Annotated in this window: 17 protein-coding genes; 12 read left to right on the top strand and 5 right to left on the bottom strand. The window is 65.0% G+C overall.

The window, feature by feature from the left end; translation table 11 throughout:
* The first annotated feature begins 118 nt into the window (after positions 1–118).
* Complete coding sequence (gene ilvC / locus T331_RS0103615) at positions 119–1,138, top strand: ketol-acid reductoisomerase (RefSeq protein ID WP_008494962.1); 1,020 nt, start codon at positions 119–121, stop codon at positions 1,136–1,138.
* Between the two features lie 20 nt (positions 1,139–1,158).
* Positions 1,159–1,557, top strand: coding sequence for a DUF1489 family protein (locus T331_RS0103620; RefSeq protein ID WP_280512641.1), 399 nt, complete (start codon positions 1,159–1,161; stop codon positions 1,555–1,557).
* A gap of 39 nt (positions 1,558–1,596) precedes the next feature.
* Here the strand turns inward: T331_RS0103620 and T331_RS0103625 are convergent, their stop codons facing one another.
* Entirely contained in the window at positions 1,597–1,869 is a 273-nt protein-coding gene (locus T331_RS0103625; protein ID WP_008494964.1) for a GCG_CRPN prefix-to-repeats domain-containing protein, read from the bottom strand.
* Positions 1,870–2,052: 183 nt separating this feature from the next.
* Between T331_RS0103625 and fabD the strand changes: the two genes are divergently transcribed.
* The 5 genes from fabD (at position 2,053) to mltG (ending at position 6,396) form a co-directional block, all read left to right on the top strand.
* Positions 2,053–3,009, top strand: coding sequence for an ACP S-malonyltransferase (fabD, locus tag T331_RS0103630; RefSeq protein ID WP_008494965.1), 957 nt, complete (start codon positions 2,053–2,055; stop codon positions 3,007–3,009).
* The gene (gene fabG, locus T331_RS0103635) at positions 3,010–3,747 is read left to right on the top strand and encodes a 3-oxoacyl-[acyl-carrier-protein] reductase (protein ID WP_008494966.1); all 738 of its coding nucleotides are present in this window, start codon (positions 3,010–3,012) and stop codon (positions 3,745–3,747) included.
* Between the two features lie 132 nt (positions 3,748–3,879).
* Positions 3,880–4,119: an acyl carrier protein gene (locus T331_RS0103640; protein ID WP_008494968.1), complete on the top strand. Its 240-nt coding sequence runs from the start codon at positions 3,880–3,882 to the stop codon at positions 4,117–4,119.
* A gap of 39 nt (positions 4,120–4,158) precedes the next feature.
* Positions 4,159–5,421 (top strand): beta-ketoacyl-ACP synthase II, encoded by a 1,263-nt coding sequence (gene fabF / locus T331_RS0103645; protein ID WP_026439063.1) that lies wholly within the window; start codon positions 4,159–4,161, stop codon positions 5,419–5,421.
* Positions 5,422–5,427: 6 nt separating this feature from the next.
* Positions 5,428–6,396 carry an endolytic transglycosylase MltG gene (gene mltG, locus T331_RS0103650; RefSeq protein ID WP_026439064.1) on the top strand — a complete coding sequence of 323 codons (969 nt, stop codon included), beginning with the start codon at positions 5,428–5,430 and terminating at the stop codon, positions 6,394–6,396.
* Between the two features lie 218 nt (positions 6,397–6,614).
* On the opposite strand, the gene T331_RS17210 is transcribed toward mltG, so the two are convergent.
* Positions 6,615–7,241 (bottom strand): ankyrin repeat domain-containing protein, encoded by a 627-nt coding sequence (locus tag T331_RS17210; protein ID WP_155992596.1) that lies wholly within the window; start codon positions 7,239–7,241, stop codon positions 6,615–6,617.
* A gap of 59 nt (positions 7,242–7,300) precedes the next feature.
* Positions 7,301–7,876, bottom strand: a complete 576-nt coding sequence (phaR, locus tag T331_RS0103660; RefSeq protein WP_008494972.1) for a polyhydroxyalkanoate synthesis repressor PhaR — start codon at positions 7,874–7,876, stop codon at positions 7,301–7,303.
* 157 nt (positions 7,877–8,033) lie between these two features.
* Here phaR and T331_RS20250 point away from each other — a divergent pair, with 157 nt between their 5' ends.
* The 5 genes from T331_RS20250 (at position 8,034) to T331_RS0103680 (ending at position 12,031) form a co-directional block, all read left to right on the top strand.
* Positions 8,034–8,345, top strand: coding sequence for a hypothetical protein (locus T331_RS20250; protein ID WP_211248670.1), 312 nt, complete (start codon positions 8,034–8,036; stop codon positions 8,343–8,345).
* A complete protein-coding gene (locus T331_RS0103665) occupies positions 8,299–9,363 on the top strand; it encodes an alpha/beta fold hydrolase (protein WP_322786120.1) in 1,065 nt (354 codons plus the stop codon). Before T331_RS20250 ends, T331_RS0103665 begins: the two co-directional genes overlap by 47 nt.
* A gap of 38 nt (positions 9,364–9,401) precedes the next feature.
* Positions 9,402–10,574, top strand: coding sequence for an acetyl-CoA C-acetyltransferase (locus tag T331_RS0103670; RefSeq protein ID WP_008494976.1), 1,173 nt, complete (start codon positions 9,402–9,404; stop codon positions 10,572–10,574).
* A gap of 98 nt (positions 10,575–10,672) precedes the next feature.
* Complete coding sequence (locus T331_RS0103675; RefSeq protein ID WP_026439066.1) at positions 10,673–11,383, top strand: CoA transferase subunit A; 711 nt, start codon at positions 10,673–10,675, stop codon at positions 11,381–11,383.
* A gap of 3 nt (positions 11,384–11,386) precedes the next feature.
* A complete protein-coding gene (locus tag T331_RS0103680) occupies positions 11,387–12,031 on the top strand; it encodes a CoA transferase subunit B (RefSeq protein WP_008494978.1) in 645 nt (214 codons plus the stop codon).
* A gap of 35 nt (positions 12,032–12,066) precedes the next feature.
* On the opposite strand, the gene T331_RS0103685 is transcribed toward T331_RS0103680, so the two are convergent.
* Both T331_RS0103685 and T331_RS19005 read right to left on the bottom strand, forming a co-directional pair.
* The gene (locus T331_RS0103685) at positions 12,067–13,308 is read right to left on the bottom strand and encodes an MFS transporter (protein ID WP_026439067.1); all 1,242 of its coding nucleotides are present in this window, start codon (positions 13,306–13,308) and stop codon (positions 12,067–12,069) included.
* A complete protein-coding gene (locus T331_RS19005; RefSeq protein WP_026439068.1) occupies positions 13,301–13,888 on the bottom strand; it encodes a phosphatase PAP2 family protein in 588 nt (195 codons plus the stop codon). Before T331_RS19005 ends, T331_RS0103685 begins: the two co-directional genes overlap by 8 nt.
* Positions 13,889–13,900: the final 12 nt, after the last annotated feature.

The raw sequence follows: 13,900 nt of genomic DNA on the forward strand, positions 1-13,900 counted from the left end.
CATTGCGCGTGGTGGGAGGCTGGCATGCCGGAAATCAGCCGGAAGGCGGGTGACAGGGCCGTCATAACGCGCTAGGTGAGCCGCCAGTATTTTCCAAGACCAACCAGGAACCCTAGACATGCGCGTTTATTACGACCGGGATGCCGACGTTAATCTGATCAAGAGCAAGAAGGTCGCCATCATCGGCTATGGCAGCCAGGGCCATGCCCATGCGCTGAACCTGAAGGATTCCGGCGTCAAGGAACTCGCCATCGGTCTGCGCGCTGGCTCCGCCGGCGTTGCCAAGGCGGAAGGTGCGGGGCTGAAGGTGATGAGCCCGGCCGAGTGCGCGAAATGGGCCGATGTGGTGATGGTGCTGACCCCGGATGAGGGCCAGGCCGATTTGTATTACAAGGATCTGGCCCCGAACCTGCGCGAGGGTGCCGCCATCGCCTTCGCCCACGGCCTGAATGTGCATTTCAACCTGATCGACCCGCGCAAGGATATCGACGTGTTCATGGTCGCCCCGAAGGGCCCCGGCCATACCGTGCGCGGTGAGTATCTGAAGGGCGGCGGCGTGCCGACCCTGGTGGCCGTGGCGCAGAACCCGTCCGGCAATGCCTTCGAGATCGCTTTGTCCTATGCCTCCGCGAATGGCGGCGGCAAGGGTGGCATCATCGAGACCACCTTCAAGGAAGAATGCGAGACCGATCTGTTCGGCGAGCAGGCCGTGCTCTGCGGCGGCCTGGTCGAGCTGATCCGCGCCGGTTTCGAGACGCTGGTTGAGGCCGGCTACGCCCCGGAGATGGCCTATTTCGAGTGCCTGCACGAGGTGAAGCTGATCGTCGACCTCATCTATGAGGGCGGCATCGCCAACATGAACTACTCGATCTCCAACACCGCCGAGTACGGTGAATATGTCACCGGCCCGCGCATCATCACCGCCGAGACCAAGGCCGAGATGAAGAAGGTGCTGGAAGACATCCAGACCGGCCGCTTCACCCGCGACTGGATGCTGGAGAACAAGGTGCACCAAGCCAGCTTCAAGGCCGTGCGCGCCCGCAACGCCGCCCACCCGATCGAGGAAGTGGGTGCGAAGCTGCGCGGCATGATGCCCTGGATCTCCAAGGGCGCGCTGGTCGATAAGGCTAAGAACTAATCACGGTTCATCTGATCAAGCTGGCGGCGGGGGCGAAGGATGTTTCGCACCTGGCCGCCTGGCAGAAGAAAACGGCGGCAGAGATGCCGCCGTTACGTCATTTCACCCGCCATATGCCCAAGCGGCGGGACGAGATCCTGGATGGCGGCTCGATCTATTGGGTGGTCAACGGCGTCATCATGGTGCGCCAGCCTGTGCTGGATATTCTGGCCGACACCGAGGCGGATGGCAGCGCCTGCGCCGCGCTGGTGCTGGACCCGGAGCTGATTCGCGTCGAGGGCCGGGCGATGCGCGCCTTCCAGGGCTGGCGCTATCTCGACCCCAAGGACGCCCCGGCCGATCTTGCCGCCATGGGCAAGGGGGCGGAGGAGATGCCGGATTCGATGCGCCGGGCGCTGGCCGCTCTCGCGCTGCTGTAACCAAAACGCCGCCCCACGGGCGGCGTTTCTCATTCAAGCTTAGTAATAGGCCCAGCCATTATGGTGCCAGCGGCGATGTCGCCAGTAGCGGTGCCCATCCCAATAGCCATGGCCGTTATAATAATGGCCGATCACCAGGCCGGGCGGCACCACCACCACGCCGGGGCCACGCGGTGGTGGCGGGCGGTTCGGGCGGCAATGCCCGTAAGGGTCGCGGTGCCAGCCGGGGCCGCAGCCTTGCGCGGCGCTCGCCGCGGCGGCGGTGCCGCATAACAGGCCCAGGGCGCAAACGCTCGTGAGTAATTTTTTCATCTGTACCTCGTCAGTGGAACGCGGAACGCCTTGATACATAAGCCGGAGAATGTGGCGGCACGATGCGCCGGGGCTAAGCGTCTTGTTACAAAACGGAGAGTGCCGGTGGTGGCGGGGAACGGCGAAATTTTGCGTCTCGCCTGAGCCATGCTAGGTGCGCCGGGAACCAAAGGAGTCTGACGAATGGCGGTAAACGCCTTTATCTTCCCCGGTCAGGGCAGCCAGGCTGTCGGCATGGGCCGGGATCTGGCCGCATCCTTCGCCCCCGCCCGGCATGTGTTCGAGGAAGTGGACGAGGTGCTGAAGCAGAAGCTCTCCAAGCTGATGTTCGAAGGCCCCGCCGATGAGCTGACCCTGACCGAGAATGCGCAGCCGGCCCTGATGGCCGTTTCGCTCGCCGTGCTGCGGGTGCTGCAGCAGGAAGGCGGGCTGAAGCTCAACGAAAAAATCATCGTCGCCGCCGGGCACAGCCTGGGCGAGTACAGCGCCCTGGCGGCGGTGGATGCGTTCTCGGTGGCCGAGGCGGCGCGCCTGCTCAAGCTGCGCGGCCAGGCGATGCAGAAGGCGGTCGGCCCTGGGCTGGGCGCCATGGCGGCGCTGCTGGGGGTAGAGATGGAGCTGGCCCGCGAGATCTGCGCCGAGGCCGAGGATGGCCCGAATGGGCGCGAAACCGTCGCCTGCGCGAATGATAATGGCGGCGGCCAGGTGGTGATTTCCGGCCATAAGGCGGCGGTGGAACGCGCCATCGAGATTTCCAAGGCCAAGGGCGTGAAGCGCGCCATGCTGCTGCCGGTCTCCGCCCCCTTCCATTGCGCGCTGATGGCCCCGGCGGCGGATGCGATGGCGGAAGCCTTCGCCAACGCCCCGCCGCATGCCCCGGTGCTGCCGATCATCGCCAATGTCACCGCCGCCAAGGCGAGCGACCCCAGCCAGATCCGCGATCTGCTGGTCGAGCAGGTCACCGCCACCGTGCGCTGGCGCGAAAGCGTGGAGGAGATGGTGAAGCTCGGCGTGACCAATTTCTACGAAATCGGCGCCGGCAAGGTGCTCTCCGGGCTGGTGAAGCGCATCGCCCCGGAGGCCAGCGCCACCCCGGTGGGCAGCCCCGCCGATATCGAAGCTGTGCTGAAGGTTCTGTAAATGTTTGATCTGACTGGTAAAACCGCTCTCGTCACCGGCGCCTCCGGCGGTATCGGCGCGGAAATCGCCCGGGCGCTGCATGCGCAAGGCGCTGTCGTCGCGCTGTCGGGCACCCGCCGCGAGGCGCTGGACACGCTCGCCGCCGAGCTGGCCGAGCGCGTGCATGTGCTCCCGGCGGATCTCTCGGTGGCCGAGGAAGCCGCAAGGCTGATCGCTGACGCGGAAGCCGCGATGGGCAAGGTCGATATTCTGGTGAATAATGCCGGCCTCACCAAGGACGGGTTGGTGCTGCGCATGTCGGACGCGGATTGGGAGAAGGTGATCAATGTCGATCTCGCCGCGCCCTTCCGCCTCTCCCGCGCCGCGTTGAAATTCATGCTCCGCCGCAAGGCCGGGCGCGTCATCAATATCGGCTCCATCGTGGGCACCACCGGCAATCCCGGCCAGGCAAATTACTGCTCGGCCAAGGCCGGCCTGATCGGCCTGACCAAGTCCCTGGCGCAGGAAGTCGCCTCGCGCGGGATCACCGTGAACCTCGTCGCCCCCGGCTTCATCGAAACCCCGATGACCGATGCGCTGAACGAGGCGCAGCGCGCTGATCTGTCAGGTAAAATCCCGCTCGGCCGGCTCGGCGCGCCGAAGGATATCGCCGCCGCCGTGCTCTATCTGGCCTCGGAAGAGGCGGGCTGGGTGACGGGCACCACGCTGCATGTGAATGGCGGCATGGCAATGTCCTGATCCCCTGGCTTGGCGGCGCGTGAAAAACCATGCTAAGCGCCGCCTTGTCTGACGTTTTTAACAAATCTGACCCGGTGGCGGCCGCAAATCCGTTCCGGGGCAAAGCCAACCCAGCAGGAAAGTGATATTTCGATGAGCGAAATCGCCGACAAGGTTAAGAAGATTGTTGTCGAGCATCTCGGCGTGGACGAAGCCAAGGTGACCCCGGAAGCTTCCTTCATCGACGATCTGGGCGCTGACTCGCTGGACACGGTCGAGCTGGTGATGGCGTTCGAGGAAGCCTTCGGCGTGGAAATCCCCGAGGATGCCGCCGAGAAGATCACCACCGTCAAGGACGCGATCGACTATATCGAGAAGCAGAAGGCCGAATAAGGCCCTTTTCGCTTCCCTAAAGCCGTCCAAGGAGTTCGCATGCGCCGTGTTGTCGTAACAGGTATGGGGATCGTCTGCCCGCTTGGGGTGGGGGTCGAACATGTCTGGAAGAGGTTGATTAACGGGGAATCCGGCATTTCAGCCATCCAATCCTTCGACACCACGGAGCTGACGGCGAAAATCGCCGGGCAGGTCCCGGCGGGGCCGAGCGCCGAGGGCGGTCTCGATTTGGCGGAATGGATTCCGGCCAAGGAAGTGAAGAAGATGGACCGCTTCATCCACCATGGCATGGTGGCGGCGGCCCAGGCGATGGCCGATTCCGGCTATGTGCCGGAGACCGAGGAAGAGAAATACCGCGCCGGCGTGATGATCGGCTCCGGGATCGGTGGTCTGCAGACCATCTATGAGACCTCGGTGATGGTGCATGAAGGCCGCGCCAAGCGCGTCTCCCCCTTCTTCATCCCGGCGGCTCTGATCAACCTGATCTCCGGACAGGTCTCCATCCGCTACGGGCTCAAGGGTCCGAACCATTCGGCGGTGACGGCCTGCGCCACCGGCGTGCATGCCATCGGCGATGCCTCGCGTCTGATCGCTTATGGCGATGCGGATGTGATGGTGGCCGGCGGCGCCGAAGCCGCGGTGAACCCGCTCGGCATTGCCGGGTTCTGTGCCTCGCGCGCGCTGTCCACCGGCTTCAACGACCGCCCGACCGAAGGCTCCCGCCCCTGGGACAAGGACCGCGACGGCTTCGTGATGGGCGAGGGTGCCGGCGTGGTGGTGCTGGAAGAATACGAGCACGCCAAGGCGCGCGGTGCGAAGATCTACGCTGAGATCGGCGGCTATGGCATGTCCGGCGATGCGCATCACATCACCGCGCCGGCCGAGCATCATGACGGCGCCTTCCGCGCGATGAAGGCGGCCTTCAAGAATGGCGGCCTGTCTCCGGAAGATGTCGACTATATCAACGCGCACGGCACCTCGACCCCGATGGGCGACGATCTGGAGCTGGAAGCGGTCGAGAACATGTTCGGCGCGCATGGCAAGAAGGTCGCGATGTCCTCCACCAAATCCGCGATCGGGCATCTGCTCGGCGCCGCCGGGGCGGTGGAGACGATCTTCTCGATCCTGGCGATCCGCGACAATGTCGCCCCGCCGACGCTGAACCTGCATAATCCGAGCCGTGAGTCCGTGGTCAACCGCGTGCCGCTGACCGCGCAGGCGCGCAAGATCGACGTGGCCTTGTCCAACAGCTTCGGCTTTGGCGGCACCAACGCCTCCATCCTGTTCAAGCGGGCCAACTGATCCATCTTGCGCTGGCGGGGCCGTCTCTTTCTCGTCCTGCTGGTTCTGCTGACCGCGATCAATGCGGGGCGGATGGCGGTTCACGAGAGTTATGACGGCCCGGGTGCCGGGCGCTCGGATCTGATCCTGGTGGTGCCGCCCGGCGGCACCCAACAGGTCGCCTCCACCCTGGCGAAGGCCGGGGTGATCGACTATAAGCTGATCTTCCGCGCCGCCGCCTGGTTCACCCGCGGCCAAGGGCCGTTGCGGACGGGCGAATATCTCTTCCCCCAGCATGCCAGCCTGCATCAGATCCTGGATATTCTGCGCCATGGCGCCGAGGTGCAGCACCAGGCCACCATCCCGGAAGGGCTGACCGGCAGCCAGATCGCCGATATCCTCAATGCTCTGCCGGTGGCCACGGGCCATGTGGCGCCGCCGGCCGAGGGGGCGGTGCTGCCGCAGACCTATGATTATGTCTATGACACGCCCCGCAATACCATTCTGGCCCGGGCCGAGGCGGCGATGCAGGGCAAGCTCGCCAGCCTGTGGGCGGGGCGCGACCCTGCCGTGCCGCTGGACAGCCCGGCCCAGGCGGTGATCCTGGCCTCCATCGTCCAGCAGGAGACGCCGCTGGAGAGCGACATGCCGATGATTGCGGCGGTGTATGAGAACCGGCTGAAGGCGGGGATGAAGCTGCAGGCGGACCCGACGGTGATCTATGCGGCCACGGACGGCAAGCAATCTGGCGGGACCGGCATCACCAAGGCGGATCTGGCGCTGGATTCGCCCTATAATACCTATGTTGTCCAGGGCCTGCCGCCCGGGCCGATTTGCAATCCGGGGGAGGCGGCGCTGCAGGCGGTGCTGCATCCGGCGCAGAGTGATGCGCTCTATTTCATCGCCGCCAAGGATGGCACCGGCCGCTCGGTGTTTTCAACCGGGCTGAAACAGCAGCTGGACAACATCCAGCATCTCTGGAACCAAAAAAACTAGAGCCTCAAGCTTTTAGCTTGAGGCTCTAGTTTTTTTTTAGCGAGCAATTTCATGTGCTTATCTTGACGCTGGCGCGTCAACCTAAACACATATTGCTCTAAAATTCGCAAAAGTTTTTTGGTGCCGCTTTTTTTCAAAAAAGCGGCAAAACCCCAGACGCCTATGCACGAACCGCGACAGCGCAAGAAAAAAGCAGCCCGAAAGCCGCTTTTTTGTGGTCAGCCCTTCGGCCCGAAGCCCAGGAACCCGGCCTGCGGGTCAGGCGTGCCGGTGCCGGCATTGCCGTAATGCGGCGCGGGGCTGGCCTTGGCCGGCTGCATCGGGGCCTGCTTATGGGATTTTGCCTGCTTGCTGCCCTTTGCCGGGGCGGCTGGGGCGTTGTTCAGCGTCCAGGGCTTACCCATGGTGCCGCCGCCGCCCTGCGCCGCGATCTCGTTGCGGCTGCCCAGCAGCATGAAGGTGATGGCGTTGCGGTTCAGCGCGATCGACATATCGATCGGCGTCTCGCCGAACTGGTTCTTGGCCGAAAGCTGCGCGCCACGGCTGATCGCGTCCTGCGCGGAGCCGTAATCATTCTTGCTGATGGCGGTGAACAGCTCCTGCGTCGGGTCGCCGCCGATGGGCGCCTTCAGCTGCGGCCCGGTGGAGGGCGGAGCCATATTGCCCACGCCCGGCAGGCCGCTCGGGGCGATCTGGGGTGCGCGCGGCTCCATTTTCGGGGCAGGCGCGCCGCCGGCGCCGCCCATGCTCATGCCAGAGCCCAAGCCGCCGGCCATTTGCGCGAAGGCGGGTGGCGCGAAGACGCAAAGGGTAAAGCCCAAGGCAAGGGAATGAGCACGTTTCATGGCCATGCTCTGTACTGCATGCGCAGGATGGCGTCCATGCGCATGCAGGGCGCGGCGGATTACTTCTGTTTTGCCTTCAGCGCCGCCAGCTCGCTTTGCAGCCGCTCCACCTCGGCGCGCAGGCTGGCGATCTCTTCCTGGCTGTCCTGCGGCGCCTCCGGCTTCGCCTCATTGCCGTAGAAGGGCGAGAACAGCGTCATCGCCCGCTCCATCATCGCCATGTTGCGCCGGCCCATATCCTCAACCCCCGGCGGCATGAACGGGCCGAAGGTCTTGGTTACGGTTTCGCGCACGCTTTCCTGCTGGCGCATGAAATTCGCCATCGCCTGCTCCAGATATTTCGGCATCAGCCCCGGCATCTCGGTGCCATAGACGCCGATGAGCTGGCGCAGGAAGGTGGTGGGCAGCAGCGCGTTGCCCTTGCCCTCTTCCTCGACGATGATCTGTGTCAGCACCGAGCGGGTGATGTCATCCCCGGATTTGGCGTCATAGACCACGAAATCGCGGTTATTGCGCACCATTTCGGCAAGGTTTTCCAGGGTGATGTAGCTGGAACTCTCGGTGTTGTAGAGCCGCCGGTTGGCGTATTTCTTGACGATGACGGGCTGCGGCGTGGACTGGACCGTTTCATTCATGGTTTTTCTTCCATCCCGATTCGTGATGAGACAATGTACCAGACCATAAAAACACGAAATTTGTGCGCTGCACAGGCTGGCCTTGCATGGCATTCCTGGCGAATGTGCCGGGGCCGGGTTACAAGGGGCAGGAGCACCGGCAGGGATTTCATGGCGCATGGACGAGACATTGGCCAAGGACTTCGTGGCCGTCTGGCAGAGCGAGCTGACCGCGATGGCGGCGGACCGCGAATTGCGCGAGTGCTGGGCCGCAACCTTGGCGCTCTGGGCGCAGGCGGCGGGCGCCGCCGCGGCGCTGATGCCGCATGAGCCCCCGCCCGGAAGCTCCCGCCCCGCTCAGCCGGCGCGGCCCGCGCCCGCTGCTGCTGCATCTGGGCCTGGCCTGGATGAGGTCGAGCGGCTCAGCCGCCGCGTCGCTGAACTTGAACAGCGTCTGGCCCAGCTTCTCGACCGGCGAGACGCTGGCTGACCCGCAGGCGGTTGAAGCTCTGTTCCGGGAGATGCTGCGCCAGGACAAGGCGCTGATTGCCGGCATCGCCGCTTATCGCCGGGATGGCTATGTGCGCGAGATGCGCGACCCGCCGGCGATCTGGGAGGAAGGCGAGAGCCGGGTGCTGGATTATGGCGGGGAGGGCACCAAGGTGCTGTTCGTCCCCAGCCTGATCAACCGCGCCTATATTCTCGATCTGATGGAAAACGCCTCGATGCTGCGCTGGCTGAGCGGGCAAGGGCTGCATCCTTATCTGCTGGATTGGGGCTGGCCGGGCGAGGTGGAGCGGCGCTTCTCCCTCACTGATTACATCGCCGGCCGGCTGGAACGCGCGCTGGCGGCGCTGGAGGGGCCGGTGGTGCTGGCCGGCTATTGCATGGGCGGGCTGCTGGCGCTGGCCGCCGCCTTGCGCGCCCCGGCCAGGGTGAAGGCGCTGGCGCTGCTCGCCACACCCTGGGATTTTCACGCCGAGGATGCGGATACCGCGCGGCGTGTCGCCGAGATGGTGCCCTTCATGGAAGCGACGATGCAGTTTTCCGGCACTTTGCCGATCGACGCGCTGAACACGATGTTCGCCATGGTCGATCCGTTCGGGGTCGGCGAGAAATACCGGGATTTCGCCGGGCAGGACAAAGCCAGCGCGCGCGCCCGGCGCTTCGTGGCGATGGAGGATTGGCTGGCCGATGGCGTGCCGCTGGCCGCCCCGGTGGCGCGCGAGGCACTCTCCGGCTGGTACGGCGCCAACAGCACCGCGCGCGGGCAATGGCGCGTGGCCGGGCTGGCGGTGGACCCGGCGAAGCTGGAGATGCCCGCCTTCTGCGCCATTCCGGCGCGGGACCGGCTGGTGCCCGCCAGCTCGGCCCGGGCTTTGGCGGCGCGTTTGCGCCATGTCACGGTGATCGAGCCGCAGGCAGGGCATATCGGCATGGTGGCCGGCACCCATGCGCAAACGTCGCTTTGGCGGCCTTTCGCGGATTGGGTGCTCGGTCTATCGTGAGTGCAACGACTACGAGACTGATAAAAGGAAACCAGGACATGGAAGATATCGTCATCGTCTCCGCGGCGCGTACCCCGGTTGGCAGCTTCAATGGCGCCTTCGCCACCACCCCGGCGCATGTGCTGGGCACCGTCGCGCTGAAGGCCGCCATCGCCCAGGCTGGCCTCTCCCCTGAAGATATCGATGAGGCGATCCTGGGCCAGGTGTTGACCGCCGCCCAGGGCCAGAACCCCGCCCGCCAGGCCGCCCGCGCCGCCGGCATCCCGGACAGCAAAACCGCCTTCGGCATCAACCAGGTCTGCGGCTCGGGCCTGCGCGCCGTGGCGCTGGCGGCCCAGCAGATCGCCTCCGGCGAGAGCAAGATCGTCATCGCCGGCGGCCAGGAGAGCATGAGCCTCTCCACCCATGCCGCCTATCTGCGCGCCGGGCAGAAGATGGGCGATATGAGCTTCATCGACACCATGATCAAGGACGGTCTGTGGGACGCCTTCAACGGCTATCACATGGGCATCACCGCCGAGAACGTCGCCAAGCATTGGCAGATCACCCGCGACGAGCAGGACGCGCTGGCTTTGGGCTCGCAGCAGAAGGCCGCCGCGGCGCAGAAAGCCGGCAAGTTCAAGGACGAGATCGCCCCGGTGACGCTGAGCTCGCGCAAGGGCGAGGTGGTGGTCGAGAATGACGAATATATCCGTCACGACGCCTCCGCCGAGACCATGGCCAAGCTCCGCCCCGCTTTCACCAAGGACGGCACCGTCACCGCCGGCAATGCCTCTGGCATCAATGATGGCGCCGCTGCTCTGGTGGTGATGAGTGCCAAGGAAGCCGCGGCGCGCGGCCTCACCCCGCTGGCGCGCATCGCCAGCTTCGCCACCGCCGGCGTGGACCCGGCGCTGATGGGCTCCGGGCCGATCCCCTCCTCCAAGAAAGCGCTGGAGCGCGCCGGCTGGAAGGTTGGTGATCTCGACCTGATCGAAGCCAACGAGGCCTTCGCGGCGCAGGCGGCGGCGGTGAACAAGGAGCTGGGTCTCGACCCGGCGAAGGTGAATGTGAATGGCGGCGCCATCGCCATCGGCCATCCGATCGGCGCTTCGGGCGCGCGCATCCTCACCACGCTGCTGCATGAGATGAAGCGCCGCGATGCCAAGAAGGGTCTGGCGACTTTGTGCATCGGCGGCGGCATGGGTGTCGCCATGTGCGTCGAGCGCTAGGTTTTTCGAAAATATCAAACCCCAGGCCAAGGCCTGGGGTTTTTTAATGTCTTGTGCCACCTTACCTGTTGCGTGGCACGCAAACGAAGCGAGGAAACATGGCGGTCAGCAAAGTCTCTCCCAATGCCGTGGAGGCCCTGAAGGGCAAGTTGTTCGACGGTATGACGATCATGTCCGGCGGGTTCGGCCTGTGCGGCATTCCGCAGACATTGATCGAGGCGATCCGGGAGTCCGGGGTGAAGGATCTCACCGTGATTTCCAACAATGCCGGTATCGATGGCGCCGGGCTCGGCATTCTGCTGGAGACGCGCCAGATCAAGAAGATGATCTCATCTTATGTCGGTGAGAACGCCACCTTCGCGAAGCAGTTTCTCGCCGGGGAGCTGGAGATCGAGTTCAACCCGCAAGGCACGCTGGCCGAGCGCATCCGTGCTGGCGGGGCAGGGATTCCGGCCTTCTTCACCGCCACCGGCTATGGCACGCAGATCGCCGAGGGCAAGGAAACCCGGGAATTCAACGGCCGCCATTACGTGATGGAAACCGGGTTGTTCGCGGATCTCTCCATCGTGCATGCCTGGAAGGCCGATACCGAGGGCAATCTCGTCTATCGCAAGACGGCGCGCAATTTCAATCCGATCATGGCGACGGCGTCGAAATTCACCGTGGCCGAGGTTGAGGAGATCGTCGAGCCGGGGCAGATCGACCCGGATCACATCATCACGCCCGGCATCTTCGTGAAGAAGATCGTGAAGCCCGCCACCATCGAAAAACGCATCGAACAGCGCACCGTGCGCAAGAAGGAGGGTTGATCCATGCCCTGGAGCCGCGACGACATGGCCGCCAAGGCCGCCGCCGAACTTGAAGACGGGTTCTATGTGAATCTCGGCATCGGCATTCCCACGCTGGTCGCCAACCATATTCCCGAGGGCATGACCATCCAGCTGCAATCCGAGAACGGCATGCTGGGCATGGGGCCGTTCCCTTATGAGGGCGAGGAGGATGCGGATCTGATCAATGCCGGCAAGCAGACAGTGACCGCGCTACCGACCACCAGCTTTTTCGATTCCGCCCAGAGCTTTGGCATGATCCGTGGCGGGCACATCGATATTTCCATTCTCGGTGCGCTGCAGGTGGCGGAGACTGGCGATCTCGCCAACTGGATGGTGCCGGGCAAGATGGTGAAGGGCATGGGCGGGGCGATGGATCTCGTCGCCGGCGTATCGCGCGTGGTGGTGCTGATGGAGCATACCGCCAAGGGCGAGGCAAAAATTCTGAAGGAATGTTCTCTGCCTTTGACCGGCAAGGGGGTGGTGAGCAAGATCATCACCGATCTCGGCGTGTTCGAGGTGAGGAAGGGCGAGAGGCCCGGCCTGGTGCTGATCGAACACGCGCCGGATGTCACGGTTGAAGAGATCAAAGCCAAAACCGAAGCCGACTTCGCCGTGGCTTTAGCCTAAAGTTTCAAAAGTTTTTGAGGGTGCGGGAACCTTTTTCAAAAAGTTCCCGCCTCTTTCCGCCAAATCCAGACCATAACCAGCAGATTGAGTAGGGCGGTCACGAGCAAAATCGTCCCCGACCCCACCCCTTTCGCATAAGCCAGCGCCTCCAGCCCGCCCGCTGCCAAGGTCGCTGCCGCGTTCAGCATATTATTGGCGCTCACCATGCGTGCGCGTGCCGCCGCCGGGCTCGCGGTTTGCAGCAGCACGTAGAAGGGCACGGAGAACAGCCCGCCGCACAGCGCCAGCGCCGCCAGATCCAGCAGCAGATGCCAGCCGGCAAACTGCCCCAACAGGGCGGCGATGTCCGGCGCGACGATGTGGCCGCTGCTGTTGGCGAAATCCGCGATGAACAGGCTCAAGCCCAGCCCCGCTGGCAGCACCAGCCGCAGCGGCCGCGTTGTGTGCACAAAGCGCGCCGCCAGCAGCGCGCCCACCCCCACCCCAATGGCGAAGATGCCCAGCAGCAGCGTCACCACATGCGCATCCGCCAGCAGCCGGGTGCGGGCCAGCACCGGGAAGGCCGCCAGCACGCTGGCCCCCAGCGCCCAGAACCAGGAAATGCCCCAGCAGGCGAACCAGACCGGGCGGATGCGCGCGGCCTCGCGCAGCAGGGCCACGCCGGCGCGCCAGAGCCGCCACTCCGTGCGCAGCCCCGGCGCGCTGGCCGCCCCGCGCGGAATGGCGCGGGCGCTGGCAATGCCGGCGAGCGCCAGCGCGATCGCCACGCCAGGGGCGAGCCAGACGCCATGTGGCGCGGTAATCAACGCCCCGCCGCCCAGCGTGCCGAGGACGATGCCGGCAAAGGTCCCGGCCTCGATGCCGCCATTCGCCCGCACCAGCGCATCGCCGGTGAAGCGCTCGGGCAAAATCCCGTATTTCAGCGGCGAGAAGAACGCCGCCTGCAGCCCCAGCCCGAGCAGCACGGCCAGCAGCAGGATGAAGCTGCCGCTGAGAAACCCGGCCAGCGCCAGGAACATCAGCCCCAGCTCCCAATATTTGGTCAGCAGCATCAGCCGCGCCTTGTCATGCGCATCGGCTAGCTGCCCGGCCGGGGCGGAGACGAGGATATAAGGCAGCAGAAACACCCCGCCGGAGAGGGCGGAGAGCGCGCCCGCCATCCCCGCCGGCAGCTTATACAGGGCGAGCACCACCAGAGCGGTCTTGAACAGATTATCGTTCAGTGCGCCCAGCGCCTGGGTGATGAAGATCGGCCAGAAGCCGGCGCGCTTATCCACGGTACGGCGCCGTCAGTACCAAAGCGCCCCAGCCGCAAAAGGCCCCGGTGAGCAGCCCGGCCAGCACGTCCGAGACGAAATGATAATCCGCGCAGACCAGCCCGGCCATCACCGCCAGCAGGATCGCCGCGTAGAGCGGCCGCCACCGTGGCCGCAGCACCCACAGCACCGCCAGAGGGGCGGCGGCATAAGAGGTGTGGCCGGAGGGGAAGGCGCCATACCAGACGCTCTGCGCGAAGGGATGAAAGCCAGCATCGCCGAATTTCAGGAAAGTGCCGGGCCAGGCGCGGCCGAACATCCATTTCAGCTCATCCTTGGCGGCGGTGGCGGCCAGGGTGGCCACCGCCATCGCCAGCCAAAGCCGCGAGGGGCCGGCCTGGCCGCGCAGCCGCTGGCTTAACGCCGCCAGCAGCACCAGCCCGGCCATCGGCAGGCTCAGCAGGGAGGGGGCGGCCATTGCCTGGAACAGCGGCTTTGGCGCTTTATGCTGCGCCCAGAACTGAGCCACGCTCTGGTCCAGCGTGAATATGCAAATGACCGACAAAGCCGCGACGCCCCCCGCCGCGGCGCTCCACAGCACAGACGGGGATGG

The organism is Acidocella facilis ATCC 35904, assembly GCF_000687875.1.
Taxonomy (GTDB): domain Bacteria; phylum Pseudomonadota; class Alphaproteobacteria; order Acetobacterales; family Acetobacteraceae; genus Acidocella; species Acidocella facilis.